The 18,003-nt window shown below is 72.8% G+C and carries 14 protein-coding genes and 2 pseudogenes; 8 read left to right on the top strand and 8 right to left on the bottom strand.

Annotated features, from left to right (window positions below; translation table 11 throughout):
- The 4 genes and pseudogenes from ACFYYT_RS36305 to ACFYYT_RS36320 all read left to right on the top strand — a co-directional run.
- Nucleotides 1-578, top strand: a pseudogene (locus ACFYYT_RS36305) (hypothetical protein); the annotation flags it as partial.
- Nucleotides 566-1,711 carry an aliphatic sulfonate ABC transporter substrate-binding protein gene (locus ACFYYT_RS36310; RefSeq protein WP_351831538.1) on the top strand — a complete coding sequence of 382 codons (1,146 nt, stop codon included), beginning with the start codon at nucleotides 566-568 and terminating at the stop codon, nucleotides 1,709-1,711. The pseudogene ACFYYT_RS36305 and the gene ACFYYT_RS36310, both read left to right, overlap by 13 nt.
- A 6-nt stretch (nucleotides 1,712-1,717) precedes the next feature.
- Entirely contained in the window at nucleotides 1,718-2,503 is a 786-nt protein-coding gene (locus ACFYYT_RS36315; RefSeq protein WP_351831535.1) for an ABC transporter ATP-binding protein, read from the top strand.
- Nucleotides 2,490-3,371, top strand: a complete 882-nt coding sequence (locus tag ACFYYT_RS36320) for an ABC transporter permease (protein ID WP_351831534.1) — start codon at nucleotides 2,490-2,492, stop codon at nucleotides 3,369-3,371. The genes ACFYYT_RS36315 and ACFYYT_RS36320 overlap by 14 nt, the downstream gene beginning before the upstream one ends.
- 20 nt (nucleotides 3,372-3,391) lie before the next feature.
- Here ACFYYT_RS36320 and ACFYYT_RS36325 read toward each other — a convergent pair whose 3' ends face one another.
- From ACFYYT_RS36325 to ACFYYT_RS36335, 3 genes are all read right to left on the bottom strand, one after another.
- On the bottom strand, nucleotides 3,392-4,126 hold the full coding sequence (locus tag ACFYYT_RS36325; protein WP_351831532.1) for a sirohydrochlorin chelatase: 735 nt from the start codon (nucleotides 4,124-4,126) through the stop codon (nucleotides 3,392-3,394).
- A gap of 3 nt (nucleotides 4,127-4,129) precedes the next feature.
- A complete protein-coding gene (locus ACFYYT_RS36330; RefSeq protein WP_351831530.1) occupies nucleotides 4,130-4,909 on the bottom strand; it encodes an AfsR/SARP family transcriptional regulator in 780 nt (259 codons plus the stop codon).
- A gap of 355 nt (nucleotides 4,910-5,264) precedes the next feature.
- Nucleotides 5,265-6,683 carry an MFS transporter gene (locus ACFYYT_RS36335; protein WP_351830848.1) on the bottom strand — a complete coding sequence of 473 codons (1,419 nt, stop codon included), beginning with the start codon at nucleotides 6,681-6,683 and terminating at the stop codon, nucleotides 5,265-5,267.
- Nucleotides 6,684-6,841: 158 nt separating this feature from the next.
- On the opposite strand from ACFYYT_RS36335, the gene ACFYYT_RS36340 reads away from it, so the two are divergent.
- Nucleotides 6,842-7,441 carry a TetR/AcrR family transcriptional regulator gene (locus ACFYYT_RS36340; protein WP_351830851.1) on the top strand — a complete coding sequence of 200 codons (600 nt, stop codon included), beginning with the start codon at nucleotides 6,842-6,844 and terminating at the stop codon, nucleotides 7,439-7,441.
- Between the two features lie 76 nt (nucleotides 7,442-7,517).
- On the opposite strand, the gene ACFYYT_RS36345 is transcribed toward ACFYYT_RS36340, so the two are convergent.
- From ACFYYT_RS36345 to ACFYYT_RS36365, 5 genes are all read right to left on the bottom strand, one after another.
- Nucleotides 7,518-7,979 carry a nuclear transport factor 2 family protein gene (locus tag ACFYYT_RS36345; protein WP_351830854.1) on the bottom strand — a complete coding sequence of 154 codons (462 nt, stop codon included), beginning with the start codon at nucleotides 7,977-7,979 and terminating at the stop codon, nucleotides 7,518-7,520.
- Between the two features lie 37 nt (nucleotides 7,980-8,016).
- Nucleotides 8,017-8,805, bottom strand: a complete 789-nt coding sequence (locus tag ACFYYT_RS36350) for an alpha/beta fold hydrolase (protein ID WP_351830857.1) — start codon at nucleotides 8,803-8,805, stop codon at nucleotides 8,017-8,019.
- Between the two features lie 15 nt (nucleotides 8,806-8,820).
- Nucleotides 8,821-10,455, bottom strand: coding sequence for a long-chain-fatty-acid--CoA ligase (locus ACFYYT_RS36355; protein ID WP_351830860.1), 1,635 nt, complete (start codon nucleotides 10,453-10,455; stop codon nucleotides 8,821-8,823).
- 133 nt (nucleotides 10,456-10,588) lie between these two features.
- Nucleotides 10,589-14,716 carry a type I polyketide synthase gene (locus tag ACFYYT_RS36360; RefSeq protein ID WP_388610701.1) on the bottom strand — a complete coding sequence of 1,376 codons (4,128 nt, stop codon included), beginning with the start codon at nucleotides 14,714-14,716 and terminating at the stop codon, nucleotides 10,589-10,591.
- A gap of 16 nt (nucleotides 14,717-14,732) precedes the next feature.
- The gene (locus tag ACFYYT_RS36365; RefSeq protein WP_351830865.1) at nucleotides 14,733-14,966 is read right to left on the bottom strand and encodes an acyl carrier protein; all 234 of its coding nucleotides are present in this window, start codon (nucleotides 14,964-14,966) and stop codon (nucleotides 14,733-14,735) included.
- A 206-nt stretch (nucleotides 14,967-15,172) separates the two neighbouring features.
- On the opposite strand from ACFYYT_RS36365, the gene ACFYYT_RS36370 reads away from it, so the two are divergent.
- The 3 genes and pseudogenes from ACFYYT_RS36370 to ACFYYT_RS36380 all read left to right on the top strand — a co-directional run.
- Entirely contained in the window at nucleotides 15,173-15,913 is a 741-nt protein-coding gene (locus ACFYYT_RS36370; RefSeq protein ID WP_351830868.1) for a 2OG-Fe dioxygenase family protein, read from the top strand.
- A 1-nt stretch (nucleotide 15,914) separates the two neighbouring features.
- Nucleotides 15,915-17,789 carry a 2-oxoacid:acceptor oxidoreductase subunit alpha gene (locus tag ACFYYT_RS36375; protein ID WP_388610704.1) on the top strand — a complete coding sequence of 625 codons (1,875 nt, stop codon included), beginning with the start codon at nucleotides 15,915-15,917 and terminating at the stop codon, nucleotides 17,787-17,789.
- A pseudogene (locus ACFYYT_RS36380) lies at nucleotides 17,782-18,003 on the top strand (2-oxoacid:ferredoxin oxidoreductase subunit beta); the annotation flags it as partial. The gene ACFYYT_RS36375 and the pseudogene ACFYYT_RS36380, both read left to right, overlap by 8 nt.

An 18,003-nucleotide genomic window follows, 5' to 3' on the forward strand; every position in this document is an offset into this window, starting at 1 on the left:
CCGAGCACCCCGACTACCGCGGCTACGCCGGCCAGATCGCCTCCGGCGTCCTGCGCGTCGGCGAAGCCGTCACCGTCCTGCCGTCCGGCCGCACCAGCACCATCGAGGCCATCGACGCCCTGGGAACACCCGTGGACACCGCCCGGGCCCCGCAGTCCGTGACGCTGCGGCTCACGGACGACCTCGACGTCTCCCGCGGCGACCTCATCGCCCCCACCGCCGTCGCCCCCCACCCCACCCACGACGTGCCGGCCACCGTCTGCCACGTCGCCGACCGGCCCCTGACGGTCGGCCAGCGCGTCCTGCTCAAGCACACCACCCGCACCGTCCAGGCGATCGTCAAGGAGATCCCCTCGCGGCTGACCCTGGACGACCTCTCCCAGCACCCGGAGCCCGGCCGGCTCGTCGCCAACGACATCGGCCGGGTCCTCGTACGCACCGCCGAACCCCTCGCCCTCGACGCCTACGCCGCCTCCCGCCGCACCGGCTCCTTCCTCCTCATCGACCCCGCCGACGGAACCACCCTCACCGCGGGCATGGCGGGCGACGCCTTCACGGAGAACCCATGGACCGTCTAGCCCGGCCCCCCGCACGCGGCCGCCGGCGCGCACGTCCCGCCGCGGCCGCCCTGCTCCTGCTGCTCGCCGCCGCCCTCACCGCCTGCGGCTACGGATCCCGGCCCGGCCCCGGCCCGGTCGCGGCCGCGGCCCCCGCCGGGGCGGCGGCCGCCCGGCTCTCGGCGGGCTCCGTGACCCTCGGCTACTTCCCCAACCTCACCCACGCCACCGCCCTGGTCGGCGTACGGGAAGGGCTGATCCAGCGGGAACTGGGCGGGACCACCCTGAAGACCACCACCTTCAACGCCGGTCCGGCCGAGATCGAAGCCCTGGGCGCGGGCGCCGTCGACATCGGCTTCATCGGCCCCTCGCCCGCCGTCAACGGCTACGCCAAGTCCAAGGGGCGCAGCCTGCGGATCATCTCCGGCTCGGCCTCGGGCGGCGTCAAGCTCGTCGTGAACCCGGACCGGATCAAGACCCCGGACGACGTCCTGGGCAAGCGGATCGCCACCCCACAGCTCGGCAACACCCAGGACGTGGCCTTCCTCGACTGGGCGGCCGGCCGCGGCTGGAAGGTCGACGCGGCCAGCGGGAAGGGCGACGTGTCCGTCGTCCGCACCAACAACACCATCACCCCCGACGCCTACCGCTCCGGGGCCGTCGACGGCGCCTGGGTGCCCGAACCGACCGCCTCCAAGCTGGTCGCCGAAGGCGCCACCGTCCTCCTCGACGAGAGCGACCTGTGGCCCGGCGGGAAGTTCGTGATCACGAACGTCGTCGTCTCGCAGAAGTTCCTGAAGGAGCATCCGGACGTCGTCGAGGCCGTGCTCAGGGGCACGGTCAGGACGAACGAGTGGATCAACGCCCACCGGGACGACGCCAAGGCCTCCGCCAACGCCGCCCTGAAGACCCTCACCGGCAAGGAGCTGGAGCCCGAGGTCATCGACCGCGCCTGGCCGTCCATCCTCGTCACCGACGACCCCCTGGCCGCCACCCTCAGCGCCCAGGCCGGCCACGCTGTCCGGGCCGGACTCCTGGAGCGGCCCGACCTGACCGGCATCTACGACCTCGGGCCCCTCGACAAGGTCCTCGGTTCCCTGCACAAGCCCCCCGTCACCCCGCCGGGCCCGGGCACCGACGACCGGAGGAGGTGACCCGCGGTGGCGACCGTCCTGACCGGCGCGGAGCACACCACGGCCCTGGAGCGGGCCGTCCGCATCGCACACGTCTCGAAGTCCTTCCCCGGCCCCGCCGGCCCCCAGCAGGTCCTGGACGACATCAGCCTCGACATCGCCCCCGGCGAGTTCGTCACCCTCCTCGGCGCCTCCGGCTGCGGCAAGTCCACCCTGCTGAACCTGGTCGCGGGACTGGACACGCCGACCGCCGGAACCGTCACGGCCGGCGGGCGGCCCGCCCTGATGTTCCAGGAGCACGCCCTGTTCCCGTGGCTGACCGCGGGCAAGAACATCGAACTCGCCCTGCGCCTGCGCGGGGTGGCCAAGGCGGAGCGCCGGCCGGAGGCCGAGCGACTGCTGGAGCTGGTCCGGCTCGGCGGCGCCTACGGCAAGCGGGTCCACGAGCTGTCCGGCGGCATGCGCCAGCGCGTGGCCCTCGCCCGCGCCCTCGCCCAGGACAGCCGCCTGCTGCTGATGGACGAGCCCTTCGCGGCGCTCGACGCCATCACCCGCGACGTCCTGCACGGCGAACTCACCCGCATCTGGGCGGAGACCGGCCTGTCGGTCCTCTTCGTCACGCACAACGTCCGCGAGGCCGTCCGCCTCGCCCAGCGCGTGGTCCTGCTCTCCTCCCGCCCCGGCCGCGTCGCCCGCGAATGGACCGTTGACATCCCGCAGCCGCGCCGCATCGAGGACGCCGACGTCGCCGACCTGTCCCTGGAGATCACCGAACACCTGCGTGGGGAGATCCGCCGCCATGGCCAGCACTGACCTCCGGCCCCGGGAGGCGCGCGGCGCCTCCCACGAACTGGCCGGGCTCGACGCGCTCGACACCCACGACGGCGCCCGCACCCCGCCGCGCCGGCTGCTGCTCGGCAAGGCCCTGCCGCCCGCCGTCGCCGTCGCCCTGGTGCTGACGGCGTGGCAGGTGCTCGTCTGGGCCCGCGTCACCGACGACTACATGCTGCCGCCGCCGTCCGCGGTGTGGCACAGCCTCACCGACCTGTGGTTCAAGGGCACCCTCCTCGACGTGATCTGGACGAGCGTCTGGCGCGGCCTGTCCGGCTTCCTGCTGGCCCTGGCCATCGGCACCCCGCTGGGCCTGCTCGTCGCCCGCGTGAAGTTCGTCCGCGCGGCGATGGGGCCGGTCCTCCAGGGCCTGCAGTCCCTGCCGTCCGTGGCCTGGGTGCCCCCGGCGGTGCTCTGGCTCGGCCTGGACAACTCGATGATGTACGCGGTGATCCTGCTCGGCGCCACCCCCTCCATCGCGGGCGGGCTCGTCTCCGGCATCGACCAGGTCCCGCCGCTGTTCCTGCGGGCCGGCCGGTCCCTCGGCGCCACCGGACTGCGCGGCGCCCGGCACGTGGTCATGCCCGCCGCCCTCCCCGGCTACCTGGCCGGCCTCAAACAGGGCTGGGCCTTCTCCTGGCGCTCCCTGATGGCCGCCGAGATCATCGCCAGCTCCCCCGACCTGGGCCTGGGGCTGGGCCAGTTGCTGGAATCGGGGCGCGAGACCTCGGACATGGCCCGGATCTTCCTGGCCATCGTGCTGATCCTGCTGGTCGGCGTCGCCGTCGACCTGCTGGTCTTCGGCCCGCTGGAACGGCGGATGCTGCGCCGCCGGGGCCTGCGCCCGTGAGGCCGCGGCTCCCGGCCGCGTCAGCCCGTCGGGGCCGGGGTGCGGGCGGCCCGGTCGTAGCGGCGCAGGACGAGCCGGACCAGCTCCGGCGCGGCGCCGAGGACGGGGGCCAGCACGTCCGCCCCGGCCGCGCGGGCGCCCGCCGCGATCCGGTCGGGGAGCCGGCCCGGTGCCAGGACGTACGGGGCGACCGCCACCCGGCGGGCCCCCTCGGCGCGCAGCGCCCGTACGACGTCCTCGGTACGGGGTCCTCCGGAGGCGGCGGCGGGCCGTACGGCGTACCAGCCGGCGGTGTGCTGCCAGTGCCGGGCGAGGGCGGCGAGGGTCTCGGCGGCCTCCGGGTCCCCGCTGCCGGCGGCCGCGAGGACCACGCCGGTGCCCGCCCGCTCTCCCGGGGCGAGCCCGGCCCCGTACAGCCGGCGTTCCAGGGCCGCGGTGAGCAGCGGGTCGGGTCCCAGTACGGGGGCCTGCCACACGGCGAGGGCGGGCGGTGCCTGGCGCAGGACGCCGGGCAGGTCCGTCTTCGCGTGGAAGGCGCGGGTCAGCAGCAGGGGCTGGACCACCAGGGAGCGGATCCCGTCGCGGGCGGCGCGCTCCAGTTCCTCCGTTACGCCGGGGGCGTCGAAGTCGAGGAAGGCCGTGCGCACGCGCAGTCCGGGCCTCGTCGACCGGATCACGCGGGTGAGTGCGCGTACCGTCCGCGCGTGCCGCGGATCGCGGCTGCCGTGCGCGACCAGGAGCAGTGAGCCGGCCACCCCCTAGCCCGCGACGAGGGCCGGCACCGGCCAGTAGGGCTCGTTCTGGAGCAGCATCGGGTCGTGGGTCAGGATGGCCCGCTCGTACTGGCTCAGTACGGGGGAGGGCTCGATGCCCTGCGACTCGATCATGTTGTGGCGGCACTGGCGGTAGACCGTCAGGGCGTCGAGCTGGCGGCCGCTGCGGTACAGCGCCCGCATGAGCAGCATGCAGAACTGCTCGTGGTTCGGGTTGCGCGAGTACAGCTCGGTCAGTTCCGGCAGGATCCGTTCGTGGCCGCCGGTGCGCAGTTCCAGATCGTAAAGCAGAATGAGCGCCGAATTCCGCGCCTCCATGTAGCGGGCGGACGCGGTCTGGCAGATCGGTCCGCCGGCCAGTCCGCCGAATACCGGTCCCCGCCAGCGGGAGAGTCCGGCGCGGAGGTCGGCGATGTTCTGCCGGTGTTCCGAGAGGGTGTCGGAGCCCGTTCTCGCGTGGATCGAGTCCACGGTGTCGAGGAACAGGTACGCGTCGAGTTCCCACCGGTCGAAGAGGAACATGTAACCGGAGGTGCTCGTGACGACCCGCGATCCCTCCCGGTCGGGCTCGACGGCGGCGAGGGTTCTGCGCACCCTGCTGACCTGTGCCTGGAGGGCGTTCTCGACTTTGTTGGGGGGTGTGGTCCCCCATAATTCGAGGATGAGGGAGTCGACCGTGACGAGCGATCCGCCGGCCGCGAGCAGGGTCGCCAGAAGCGTCTGCTGCATGGCGCCGCCGAGCCGTACGGCGACGCGCTGTTTCATTATTTCCATGGAGCCTAGGACTGAGAACAGCAACACAAACATCTCCCCGCGAGATGGAAAGAGAACGGTGTCGTGTGCACTGGCGCCGGGTGATCGATTCGGTGCCGGAAGTGGTACTCAAGTAGTACTGAATTCCTAGTGGACCGATCGGTCCCGACCGTACTTGGTCAGGTAGGAGCGTGTCAATGAAGCCGGCCCCCGCCCGGCTCCGGACGCGCTTCCCGCCCGGCTCCGGACGTGACAAGGCCGTGCAACACGTCCGGCGCCGGATGCGGGGGATCCAATGGGTGCGCCAGACGTGTTGCACGGCCGATCGAGGGGAGGGCGCGGCCGCCGCGGCGGCCGCGCCCTCCGGTCAGGCCGCGGCCTTCTGGCGGTAGCGGGCGGCGCCCGCCAGGGCCACGAGGGTGACGGCGAGGGTGATGATCGTGACGGTCCACAGCCCGGCCCGGTAGGGGGCGATCCCGCCGGTGGAGAGGGAGAAGGCGGTGGCGGTGATCGCGATGACCACGCCGTTGCCGATCTGCGCGCCGGCGTTGAACAGGCCGGACACCAGGCCCTGTTCGCTCGGCTCGGCGGTGCCGACGGCGGCGATGTTCAGGGCCGGGTAGACCGCGGCGAAGCCGAGGCCGCCGAGGAGCTGCTGGGCGAAGAGGGTGACCAGCGGGTCGACGTCGCCCATCAGCAGGACCCAGCCGAGGTAGCCGATGCTCAGCATCACCAGGCCGCCGGTCGCGACCGGCCAGGCGCCGTACTTGGTGACCAGCGCGGCGCCGTAGCGGGCGGTGCCCGCCGTCAGCACGCCGCCGAGGAGGAAGGCCAGGCCGGCCTCCAGCGGGGACCAGCCCAGCTGCTCCTGGTAGTAGAGGGTCAGCACGAACTGGAAGGAGACGTAGGCGCCGAAGAAGAGCATCGAGACCAGGGCGCGGGTCAGCTGGCCCTTGCGGAAGACGGAGAGCGGGACGAGCGGCGCCGGGTGGCGGCTCTCGATCAGCGCGAACAGCGGGAAGAGGATGACGGCGGCGATGAGCGAACCGATGGTCTGCGCATCTGACCAGCCGTCACTGGCGGCCCGGCTGAGGCCGTACACGAGCGCCACCGCGCCGGCCGTCACGGTGACGGCTCCCAGGATGTCGAGGCTGCCGCTCTTGCCCTTCTCCTGCTGCGCGGGCACCACGGAGGCGGCGAGCAGCGCGACGAGGACACCGGCCACGGCGGGGGCGAAGAGCACCAGGCGCCAGGAGACGCCCGCCATCAGGCCGCCCAGGATCAGGCCGAGCGAGTAACCGGCGGAGGCCACGGCCAGGAAGGTGCCGAGCGCGCGGTTGCGGGACTGCTCGTCGCGGAAGGCGTCGAGCAGGATGGCCATCGCCGCGGGTGCGGTGATGCCGGCGCTGACGCCCTTCAGGAGACGGGCCACGACCAGGAGCACGCCGTCGTCGGCGAAACCGCCCAGGACGCTGGCGACCACGAAGACGGCCAGCCAGCCGATCAGCAGCTTCTTGCGGTTGTAGAGGTCGGCCAGCCGGCCGCCCAGCAGCAGGAACCCGCCGAATCCGAGCGCGTAGGCCGAGACGACCCACTGGAGGGCCGAGGTCGACATCCCCAGGTCCGCCTGGACCAGGGGGAGGGCCGGGCCCATGCTCGCGATGTCCATCGCGTCGAGGAACTGCACCGCGCACACGACCAGGAGCAGCAGGGGAAGGCTCTTGACCACGGGTGCGGGGGGTACCGCCCGTGCGAGGGGAGGGGAGGTCGGGGATGCCTCGGTCATGATCAGACTCCGATCGGAGTGTCGTCGGAAGCAGCGAGACGCAGCGGTTAAATGACGGACCGATCAGTCCTGGACTGATCGGTCCATTTCTAGCGCTCACAAACCCCTGTGTCAAACGTATGCTGGGATCCGCGGGGGAGAGGGGAAGGAGTTCAGACATGGCGCGTACACCGGCACCAGGTACGAGGCGGCGGATTCTGGAGGCCTCGGCCAAACTCTTCGGTGAGCAGGGGGTCCGGGCCGTCGGCATGCAGCAGGTGATCGACGCGACCGGCGTGGGCAAGAGCCTGCTCTACCGCGAGTTCGCCAGCAAGGACGAGCTCATCGCCGCCTGGCTCCGCGAGAGCGACGCGCAGTGGTGGGAGCGGGCCGAGGAGGTGACGTCGCCCTACAGCGGCGACCCGGCCCGGCAGATCATGGCGCTGATGGAGTTCTTCCACGCCAGCGTCCAGGAACCCGACTTCCACGGCTGCATCTACTACAACACCTCCAGCGAGTTCCGCGACCCGGAGCACCCGGGCCGCCAGGAGGCGACGCTGCACCTCAAGGGCCTGCGCAACTGGCTCCGGGACATGGGCTCCCAGGCCGGCGCCGAGGACCCCGACGCCCTGGCCGACACGCTGATGCTCGTCATCGGCGGCCTGCTGGCCAACGGCGAGGTGCTCGGCACGGGCGGCCCCGCCCGCATGGCCCTGGCCACCGCCGAACTGGTCCTGCGCCAGTACTGCCCGAACGCGCTGGCGGGCGCCGCGCTCTGACCCGCGTCCCCCGACGCGACCGGCCCCGCGGCACCTGTGTGCCGCGGGGCCGGTCCGTGCGCGCCGGGGGGCTCCGTCAGGGGCCTGAGACACCGGTGCGCCGGGGCCGGGCCGCGCGTACCGCCACGCCGTGTTCCTCGTACCCGTCGTCGTAGACGAACGACGAGGGCATCCGGTCGTGGAACTGGTAGTCGGCCTGAATTCGCCCGTCCTCGGCGAGCACGACGATGTCCTGGCCGGACATCTCCATCTCCCCCGTGGCCGCCGAGACCATCACCCAGTTGAACCGGACGACGTCGTGGTGGCCGGTCGCGTTGTGCGCGGACCGGAACTCGTAGCCCATCGGGCCGTACACCTGGTGCGTGTACGCCAGTTGGTCCAGGAGCGCGGCGTGCCCGCGGACCGGGTCCTTGCGGTAGAAGACGTACGTGCAGTCCGGCGCGTACAGCGCGTGCACCATGTCGCGCCGTCGCTGCGCGTCGGTCTCGTTCCACAACGCGACGTAGCGCGTGAGGAGTTCGTTCGGTCGGGGCAGCATGACGGTGAACCTCCGGTTCTGCGGGGACGCCGCCCGCTCAGAGCGCCGCGGCGTACCGCGGCAGCAGCTGGGCCAGGTCGGCGGTGATGGCGCGGGCGTGGGACCGCAGGTAGAAGTGGTCCCCGGGGAAGGTCCGGCACCCCAGGAACTCCGGAGTCCGCCCGGCCCACGACCGCATGGCCTCGGGCGCGAGGAGGGGATCCTCGCGCCCGGAGTACGCGACGACGGGACAGCCCACGGCCGCCCCGTCGTCCAGGTGGTCGGCGCACACCGCGCCGTCCGCGCCCATCGCCCGTACCGCCGCCGCCAGCAGCTCCGGGTCCGCCGCCACCTCGGGCGGCAGCCCGCCCAGCAGCCGCAGCGCTTCGAGCGGGTCCGCGGACAGCGCGGCGGGCGCCGAGAAGCCCCGCGGCGCCCACCCCGACACGGCGAGCAGCGCCGGACCGGGCAGGCCCCGCCGCTCCAGCTCGACCGTCAGCCGGTAGCCCAGCAGGGCGCCCATCGAGTGCCCGAACACCGCGTAGGCGCGCCCGTCCAGCTCGTCCGAGACCACCCGCGCGAGCGCCTGCGCCAGCGGGACCAGCCGCGTGTACGGGGCCTCGCGCCGCCGCTCCTGGCGCCCGGGCAGCTGTACGGCCTGCACGGCCACCGAGGCGGGCAGCTGCCCCGGCCACTCCCGGTACATCGAGGCGCCGCCCCCGCTGTGATGCAGCAGGAACAGCCGCAGCCCGGCGTCCGGTTCGGCGTCGGCCGGATGCAGCCACCGCGCGGCGCCCTGCACCTCGGGCAGCGGGCCCGGGGGGCGCGGCGCCGCCGGGGCGTCCATCGCCTCCACGGCGGGCTATGCGGCGGCCGGAGCGGCGGCCGGGGCGGCCCCGGCGGCGTGCCGCTCCCGCAGCACCCGGCGCAGCACCTTCCCGGTGGGGTTGCGCGGCAGCTCCGTCACGATGTCGTAGCCGGTGGGGATCTTGAACCCGGCGAGGCGGCCGTTGAGGAACCGCAGGAAGTCCCTCGGGACGGCCTCGGCGCCCGCCCGCAGCACCACCGCGGCCCGTACGGCCTCGCCCCAGTCGGGGTGCGGGACTCCGTACACGGAGACCTCGGCGACGGCGGGATGGGCGCGCAGCGCGTTCTCGACCTCCGTGGGGTAGATGTTCTGGCCGGCGACGATGATCGTGTCGTTGACGCGGTCCGCGAGGAACAGGTAGCCGTCGGCGTCCAGATGACCCATGTCGCCCATGGCCAGCCACTGGCCGTCCGCTCCGTCCGCTCCGTCCGCGCCGGCCGGCCCGGCCGAGAGGGCCGCCGCCGTGGCCTGCGGAAGCTGCCAGTACCCCAGGAAGCGGGCCGGGCTCTTGATGACGACCCGGCCCACCTCGCCCGAGGGCAGCACCCGCCCCTCCCCGTCGAGGATCCGCACCTCGTTGCCGGGCAGCGCCCGGCCCGCGGAGGCGAGCACCCGGGAGTCCGGGGTGTGGTCCGAGGGCGCCAGGCAGGTGACGAAACTGCCCGCCTCGGCCGACGAGTAGCCCTGCGCCAGCTCGCAGCCCAGTACGTCGATGCAGGTCAGGAGCAGCTCCCGGTCGATGGGGGAGCCGCTGTACACCACCTTGCGCAGCGAGGCGAAGGTCTCGCGGCCGGTGCCCTTCTCGTTCAGCATCATCCGCAGCATCGCGGGGGCGGCCCACAGGGTCGTGATCCCGTGCCGCTCGATCAGCCGCGTCGCCTCGTCCGCGATGAACTGACGCATGATCACCGTGGTGGCGCCGGCGTTGAAGGAGTGCATGAACCAGCCGAAGCCGGAGGTGTGCAGGGCCGGGAAGCAGCTCAGTCCCCGGTCCTCGGGACGCCAGTCGATCCAGTCCACCCCGGCGGCCCGGCTGTCCGCGATGAAGGTGAAGAAGGTCCGCTGGGCCAGCACCACCCCCTTCGGCAGGCCGGTCGTCCCGCTCGTGTACAACTGCGCCACCGGGTCGTCGAAGCCCGAGGCTCCGGCGGTGGGCGGATCGGTGTCCGCCGCGTCGCCCTTCCAGCCGAGGAAACCGGCCGCCAGGTGCGCGTCCGAGTCCATCTCGACGACCCGGCCCAGGCGCGGCAGGACCGGCCGCAGCTTGTCCACCAATGGGCAGAACTGCCGCTCCACGAAGAGGAGTTCGGCCTGCGAGTCGCGCAGGATGTGCTCGACCTCGCCGACCGTGAGCCGCGAGTTGACGGGCACCAGCACCGCCCCCGCCTTGGCGCAGCCGAGCGCGAGGTCGAAGTAGTACTCCGACTCCCGGCCCAGGTAGCCCACCCGGGCCCCCGCGCCCAGGCCGGCCGCCAACAGGGCGTGCGCCGTGCGGTTGCTCTCCCGGTGCAGCTGCCCGTAGCTCAGCGCGCGGTCCTCGCAGATCACCGCCGGCTGGTCGGGCCGGGTCCGGGCGTGCGACGCCGCGCGGGCGGCGAGGGTCCTGTCCTCCGTACGGTGGTTGTCCATGGGTTCCCCTGAGTCGTCTGTGCCGTGCGTGTCATGGGAGTCATCTGGGCCGGCTGCGCCGTCTGCGTTGGCTGCGCCGACTGCGTCAGCCGCGTCGGCGCCGTGGAGCGCGGGCCGCGGCCCGGCGGGGCGTTCAGCGGGCCGCCCCCACCGGCTCCGGCGCGAGGCGGTGCGCGAGCATCTCGGCCAGCTCGTCCACCGAGGGGTGGTCGAACACCGCCGACGAGACCAGCGGCACCCGCAGCCGGGTCTCCAGCTGCGTCTTGAGCACGATCGCCGTCAGCGAGTCCACGCCCAGCTCCAGGAAGCTCGCCCGGGTGTCCACGTACTCCGGGTCGTCGACCGCGAGCAGCGCCGCCACCGTGGCCCGCACCAGCGACACCAGCGCCGCCTGCCGTTCCGCGGGCTCCGCCGCCGCCAGCGCCGCCACGTCCAGCGGCCCGGCGGCCGCCGCCGCCTCGGCCGCCCGTACCGTGTCCGAGGCCTCCACCGGCCGGTCCGGCAGCCGGGTGAAGCCCATCCCCGACAGCTGCGCCACCGGCCGGACGGCCCCCTCGGGCCCCTCCTCCAGCAGCACCAGGTCCAGCGTGAAGGCCGGGCCGCCGGCCGCCCCGGAGGCGTCCGGAGCGCGCTCCACCCGCACCGCCGAGCGCAGCGCCTCGCCGCGCGGCTTCTTGAACACGCGCAGCCGGCCCACGCTCGTGGCCACGTACCGGCGGCCGTCGTCGGCGAGCGCGGCCAGGGCGTGCGTGGCCCCGTCCAGCAGCGGCGGCGGCAACAGCTCGGCGCGCGAGACGTTCCCGCCCGTCAGCTCCGTCACGGCGAAGCCGGGCCCGTACGCGGTCACCGCGCGGGCCCGCAGGAACTGCGGCCCGTACTCCAGACCGGCCTCGGCGTACGCCGCCCGCACCTGCGCGGCGTCCATCACCCGGGAGGGCCGGATCGCCGCCGACGCGGCCAGCAGCCCCAGCAGGCCCTGCCCCTCCCCGGCGGGCGCCCCGCCGTCCCCGGCGGGCTCCGCCGCGACCGAAGCGGTGGCGTGCAGCCGTTCCACGCCGTCGGCGGCGTGCTCGGCGGCGGCCCGGCTGGAGATCTCCACCGACAGCCGGCCGTCCGGCTCCGCCCGCACCCGGGTCACCAGCAGCACCGGCCGGTCCGACAGGAACAGCGCCTCGTGGAAGCGGACGTCCTCGACCGCCCGGGCGGTGTCCCCGTGGACCTCGTCCTGCACCGCGAGCAGCACTTCGAGGTAGGCCGTCGCGGGCAGGAAGGCCTGCCCGCCGATTGTGTGGTCGGACAGGTACGCGGGCGCCCCCGCGCTGATGCGCGCCGTGAACTCCCGCCGCCCGCCGTCCGCCGCGCCCTCCCGGCCCAGCAGCGGGTGCAGGCCCTCGGCGGAGCCGCCGCGCGCCGCCGGCCGGGCCGGCAGCCGGTAGCCGCGCCGGTCGAAGGCGTAGGGCGGCAGCGGGATCCGCCGCCCCGGGCCGCCCGCGTGCACCTCGCCCCAGGCGATGTTCAGCCCCGCCGTGTACGCGCCCGCGAGCGCGGCGTCCAGGGGAGCGGCCGTGGGGTCCTTGCGGCGCAGGCAGCTCAGCCAGCGGTGCTGCTCCTGCGGCACGCACCGGCGGGCCAGCGAGGTCAGCGCGGTGGAGGGGCCCACCTCCAGGAACACGTGCCGGCCGCGCTCGGCGATGGTGCGGATCCCGGCCGCGAACTCGACCGTCTCGCCCACGTGCCGCACCCAGTACTCGGGCGTCGCCAGCTCCCGCGGGTCCGCGATCCGCCCCGTCAGGTTCGACACCAACGGCAGCCGCGGCTCCCCGAAGGAGATCCCCCGCAGCACCTCGGCCAGCGGCCCGGCCACCCCGGCCATCAGCGGCGAGTGGAACGCCGCCGTCACGTGCAGCGGCGTCACCGTCCATCCCCGCCCGCGCAGTTCCCCGGCCGCCTCCGCCAGCGACTGCTCCCCGCCCGAGAGCACGCACTGCTCGGGCGCGTTGACGGCGGCCAGCGCCAGGTCCGGCCATTTCGCCAGCAACGGCCGCACCTCGTCGGCGGGCGCCGCGACGGCCGCCATCGAGCCGGGCAGCGACACCGACTCGATCAGGCGCGAGCGGGCGGCGAGGAAGGCCGCGCCGTCGGCGAGGGAGAACAGCCCGGCGACGGTGGCCGCGACGATCTCGCCGACGCTGTGCCCGATCAGCACGCTCGGCCGGATCCCCCACGACAGCCACAGCCGGGCCAGCGCGTACTCCAGGGTGAACAGCGCCGCGTGCGTGAACGACGTACGGGCCAGGGTCTCCTCGGCGTCCGGCGCCCGGCCGAACATCACCGCCGCCACCGACCGGCCCAGCAGCGGCGCGAACAGCGCGTCGCACTCGTCCACGCAGCGCGTGAAGACGGGATGGCGCCCGTACAGGGCCCGGCCCATGCCCACGTACTGCGAACCGGAGCCGGTGAACAGGAACGCCACCTTGCGGAACGCGTCCGGCTTCTCCTCCCCGCGCGGCGGGGCGCTCCACCGCTCCAGCCGGGCGGCGAGTTCGGCGGTGGAGGCCACGGCCGCGGCGGCGCGGAAGCGGAAGTGCGAGCGGTCCGTGGCGCGGGTACGGCACAGGTCGGCGAGGGAGGTGCCGGGGTGCTCGGCGAGGAAGCGGGCGTGGCGCTCGGCCTGCAACCGCAGCGCCGGCCGGGACTTCGCGGACAGCGTGAAGACCTGCCCCGCGTACGCCCCCGGCGCACCGGCGGCCCCGGCATCGGCACTGGCACCGGCGTCGGCAGCGGCGGCGCGGGCATCGGCCCCCGCCCCCGCCCCCGCCCCGGCACCGGCCTCCGCCCCGTCGCCGAGCACCTCCGCGCCCGTTCCCGGAGCGGGAGGCTCCTCCAGCACCGCCACCGCGATGGCCCCGGCGACCCCGAAGCCGTTGACGGTGGCCCGCCGCACCGGCGCGTCCCAGGGCCGCTCCCGCTCCGCCACCTCGATCGGGTACGTGTCCCACGGGATCCGCCCGGACAGGTTGCGCCACACGTGCGGGAAGAACGTCTTCGCCCGCATCTGGGTGATCACCTTGATCACCCCGCCCAGCCCGGCGGCCGGCTCCATGTGCCCGATGTTGGCCTTCAGCGAGCCGATGGTCAGCGGGTTCTCACGGTCGTGCGAGGCGCCGAACACCCCGTTCACCGAGCCCAGCTCGATCGGATCGCCCAGCGGGGTGCCCGTCCCGTGCGCCTCCACGTACTGGATGTCGCCCGGCTCCAGCCGCGCGTTGGCCAGCGCCGCCCGCATCACGGCCTCCTGCGCCGTCCCGTTGGGCGCGCTCAGCCCCGCGCTCTCACCGTCCTGCCCGATCGCCGTGCCCCGGACGAGGGCCAGGATCCGGTCACCGTCGACCAGCGCGTCCGACAGCCGCTTCAGCACCAGCGCCCCGCAGCCCTCGGCCCGCGCGTAACCGTCCGCGCTCTCGTCGAAGGTCTTGCAGTGACCGTCCGGGGCCAGCATCTGCCCGTGCGAGAGGATCACGAACGAGCGCGGATTGTGCAGCGCGTTCACCGCCGCGCACAGCGCGATGCCGCACTCGCGCCGCCGCAGCCCCTCCACCGCCAGGTGCAGGGCCGTCAGCGAGGCCGCGCACGCCGTGTCCGTCGTCAGACTCGGACCGCGCCAGCCCAGGAAGTACGAGAGCCGCCCCGACATCGAGTAGCCGCCGAGCCCGGTCGTCAGGCTCCCGTCCAGCTGCTCGTCCGAGAGCCCCTCCAGCTCCAGCGCGAAGTCCAGCGGGGACGCCCCCACGTAGACGCCGCCGTCATCGTGGCGAAGCCCCGCCGGATCGAGCCCGGCGTCCTCCAGGGCCTCCCAGACCGTCTCCAGCAGCAGCCGCTGACCCGGGTCGATGAAGGGGGCCTGCTTGGGCGGAATGTTGAAGAACTGCGCGTCGAACTCGTCTATCCGGTCGAGGAAACCGCCCGCCACCGCCGTGATGTCACCGTCGGCCACCTCCGGAACCCACCGGTCCCGGGGCAGCGGAACAATTCCGGAACGCCCGTCCCGCAGAAAGGAATCGAGATCGGAAATCGAATGGTTGCCACCGGGGAGCCGCATTCCGACACCGACCACGGCGATCGGCTCGTGCTTCTCCAGGAGGAACTGCCCGAGAGCCCGGTTCTGCCGGCCGACCGTCTCCTCGGCGGCTTCGAGCCTTTCCCGGATTTCCCTCACCGATTCGAATTCCTGCGCTTCCTGCGCGTCCGGCGTTCCCGGCATGGTGGCGGCCTTTCTCTCAGTTGGCGTCGAAAATATCGGCCAGCACGTCCGAGGCCAGATAGTCGGTGAGCCGCTCGACGGTGGGCTGGTTGAACAGGGCCGTGCTGCTGATGCCCCGCCCCAGCTGCTCCTCCAGCCGCTGCTTGACCTGCGTCAGCAGCAGGGACGTCATACCGAGCTCGAAGAAGCTGTCCTCCACGGGCAGCTCCTCGTCCTCGGGCATGAGCAGCGCCGTCTTGAATTCCGCCACGACGATTTCTTCCAGAACCGTCCGGCGTTCCGACCGGGGCGAGGACACTAATTGTTCTGTCATACCGGTCGAGTGAAGCACGCAGCCCGTGACGACCGGCTGACGTCGTCCTGACCCGGCCGGCCTGTCAGTTCAGCGTCAGCACCGCTGTGGGAACCTCGGCATGCTGGAGCGGAGCGGCCGGAGCCGGTGTGGAGGAGTTCACGATGCAGACCCAGGAACGGGAAGAACTGCGGGCCAACGGATATGCGTTGCTGCCCGCCGACCGGCTCGTCCTCGACGCGGAATTGCGGCAGCACGTCAAGGAATTGGCCGCCGAGTGGGAGAACCTGGAGACGGACCAGTACCTGAAAGGCGGCTCGCGCTTCCGCGAGCGCCGCTACGACCGGTTCTTCTTCGTACCGCGCACCGGGGAGGTCAGGCTGCGCCCGCACCGCCCCTACTTCCAGTCGATGAACGCCAACGACTACGCGGGCGGGATCGACCGCGACGTGGCCCCGCTGAGCCGCACCACCCTGGACAACCCGCTGCTGACCCGGCTCCTGCGGTCCGACTTCGAGAAGTTCCCCGTCCCCGAGGACGCCTGGCTCGACGACCCGTGGGACGTCCAGTGCCACCAGTTCCGCATCATCAGCACCCCCGACGAGACGGGCGAACCCACCCCCGAGGGGCCGCACCGCGACGAGGTCGACTTCGGCGTGATCCACCTCATGGGCCGCTTCAACGCGCGGGGCGGCGAATCCCAGGTCTACAGCCTGGAGAAGGAGCTCGTCACCGAGTTCACCCTCACCGAGCGGATGGACACCATGTTCTGGGCCGACGGGCAGATCCTGCACGCGGTGCGCCCGATCTTCCCGCAGGACCCGTCGAAGCCGGCCGTCCGGGACGTGCTGATCATGGGCTACAAGCACACGCCGGAGCTGGTGCGGGAAGAGCCGGCCCACTGACATGGCGACCACGACCACCAGCGGCGAAGTCCGCCGCGTCGACCGCGTGGTCATCCGTTTCGCGGGTGATTCGGGTGACGGTATGCAGCTGACGGGTGACCGTTTCACGTCGGAGACGGCGTCCTTCGGGAACGATCTGTCGACGCTGCCGAATTTTCCGGCCGAGATCCGGGCGCCCGCGGGGACGCTGCCGGGGGTGTCGTCGTTCCAGCTGCATTTCGCCGATCACGACATCCTGACGCCGGGTGATGCGCCGAACGTGCTGGTGGCGATGAATCCGGCGGCGTTGAAGGCGAACATCGCGGATGTGCCGCGGGGTGCGGAGATCATCGTGAACACGGATGAGTTCACGAAGCGGCCGATGGCGAAGGTGGGGTACGAGACGTCGCCGCTGGAGGACGGGTCGCTGGACGCGTACAGCATTCACCGAGTGCCGCTGACGACGTTGACGGTGGAGGCGCTGAAGGACTTCGGGCTGTCGCGGAAGGAGGCCGAGCGGAGCAAGAACATGTTCGCGCTGGGTCTGCTGTCGTGGATGTACCACCGGCCGACGGAGGGGACGGAGGCGTTCCTGCGGCAGAAGTTCGCGAAGAAGCCGGTGATCGCCGAGGCGAACATCGTGGCGTTCCGGGCGGGCTGGAACTTCGGGGAGACGACCGAGGACTTCGCGGTGTCCTACGAGGTGGCTCCGGCGGCGGCCGCGTTTCCGGCGGGGACCTACCGCAACATCTCGGGGAACCTGGCGCTGTCGTACGGGCTGATCGCGGCGGCGCGGCAGGCGGATCTGCCGCTCTACCTGGGCTCGTATCCGATCACGCCGGCCTCGGACATCCTGCACGAGCTGTCGAAGCACAAGAACTTCGGGGTGCGGACGTTCCAGGCGGAGGACGAGATCGCCGGGATCGGCGCGGCGCTGGGCGCGGCCTTCGGCGGTGCGCTCGGAGTGACCACGACGTCGGGGCCGGGGGTGGCGCTGAAGTCGGAGACGATCGGGCTGGCGGTGTCGCTGGAGCTGCCGCTGCTGATCGTGGACATCCAGCGCGGCGGTCCCTCCACCGGGCTGCCGACCAAGACCGAGCAGGCCGACCTCCTCCAGGCCATGTACGGCCGCAACGGTGAGGCGCCCGTGCCGATCGTCGCTCCCCGCACCGCAGCCGACTGCTTCGACGCGACGCTGGAGGCGGTCCGCATCGCGCTGGATTACCGCACCCCGGTGTTCCTGCTCTCCGACGGCTACCTCGCCAACGGCTCCGAGCCCTGGCGGATCCCCCGCCCCGACGAGCTGCCGGATCTGCGCACCCGCTTCGCCACCGGCCCGAACCACACGCTGGCCGACGGCACCGAGGTGTTCTGGCCGTACAAGCGGGATCCCGAGACCCTGGCCAGGCCGTGGGCCGTCCCGGGCACACCGGGCCTGGAACACCGCATCGGCGGGATCGAGAAGCAGGACGGCACGGGCAACGTCTCCTACGACCCGGCCAACCACGACCTGATGGTCCGCACCCGCCAGGCCAAGATCGACGGGATCGAGGTCCCCGACCTGGAGGTCGACGACGCCACCGGGGACGCCCGGACCCTGGTCCTGGGCTGGGGCTCCACCTACGGCCCCATCACCGCCGCCGTCCGCCGGCTCCGGCTCGCCGGACACCCCATCGCACAGGCCCACCTACGCCACCTCAACCCCTTCCCGAGCAACCTGGGCGCCGTGCTCGCCCGCTACGACCGCGTGGTCGTCCCGGAGATGAACCTCGGTCAGCTCGCCGTGCTGCTGCGGGCGAAGTACCTGGTCGACGTCCTGTCCCACACCCAGGTCAACGGCATGCCGTTCAAGGCGGAACAGCTCGCCGCGGTCCTCAAGGAGGCCAACGATGTCTGAGGCACTGAGCCTGGTCCCCCGGGCGGAGGCGCCGCTCGCGGCCAAGGACTTCAAGTCGGACCAGGAGGTGCGCTGGTGCCCGGGCTGCGGTGACTACGCCGTGCTCGCCGCCGTGCAGGGCTTCATGCCCGAGCTGGGCCTGGCCAAGGAGAACATCGTCTTCGTCTCCGGCATCGGCTGCTCCTCCCGCTTCCCCTACTACATGAACACCTAC

The sequence above is a fragment of the Streptomyces sp. NPDC002032 genome (assembly GCF_042890765.1).
GTDB lineage: Bacteria > Actinomycetota > Actinomycetes > Streptomycetales > Streptomycetaceae > Streptomyces.

Excerpts from the sequence above, each read along its gene's own strand:
- ACFYYT_RS36310 (WP_351831538.1), top strand. The coding sequence starts at position 566 with ATGGACCGTCTAGCCCGGCCCCCCGCACGCGGCCGCCGGCGCGCACGT.
- ACFYYT_RS36320 (WP_351831534.1), top strand. The coding sequence starts at position 2,490 with ATGGCCAGCACTGACCTCCGGCCCCGGGAGGCGCGCGGCGCCTCCCAC.
- ACFYYT_RS36330 (WP_351831530.1), bottom strand. The coding sequence starts at position 4,909 with ATGAAACAGCGCGTCGCCGTACGGCTCGGCGGCGCCATGCAGCAGACG.
- ACFYYT_RS36335 (WP_351830848.1), bottom strand. The coding sequence starts at position 6,683 with ATGACCGAGGCATCCCCGACCTCCCCTCCCCTCGCACGGGCGGTACCC.
- ACFYYT_RS36340 (WP_351830851.1), top strand. The coding sequence starts at position 6,842 with ATGGCGCGTACACCGGCACCAGGTACGAGGCGGCGGATTCTGGAGGCC.
- ACFYYT_RS36345 (WP_351830854.1), bottom strand. The coding sequence starts at position 7,979 with ATGCTGCCCCGACCGAACGAACTCCTCACGCGCTACGTCGCGTTGTGG.
- ACFYYT_RS36350 (WP_351830857.1), bottom strand. The coding sequence starts at position 8,805 with ATGGACGCCCCGGCGGCGCCGCGCCCCCCGGGCCCGCTGCCCGAGGTG.
- ACFYYT_RS36355 (WP_351830860.1), bottom strand. The coding sequence starts at position 10,455 with ATGGACAACCACCGTACGGAGGACAGGACCCTCGCCGCCCGCGCGGCG.
- ACFYYT_RS36360 (WP_388610701.1), bottom strand. The coding sequence starts at position 14,716 with ATGCCGGGAACGCCGGACGCGCAGGAAGCGCAGGAATTCGAATCGGTG.
- ACFYYT_RS36370 (WP_351830868.1), top strand. The coding sequence starts at position 15,173 with ATGCAGACCCAGGAACGGGAAGAACTGCGGGCCAACGGATATGCGTTG.
- ACFYYT_RS36375 (WP_388610704.1), top strand. The coding sequence starts at position 15,915 with ATGGCGACCACGACCACCAGCGGCGAAGTCCGCCGCGTCGACCGCGTG.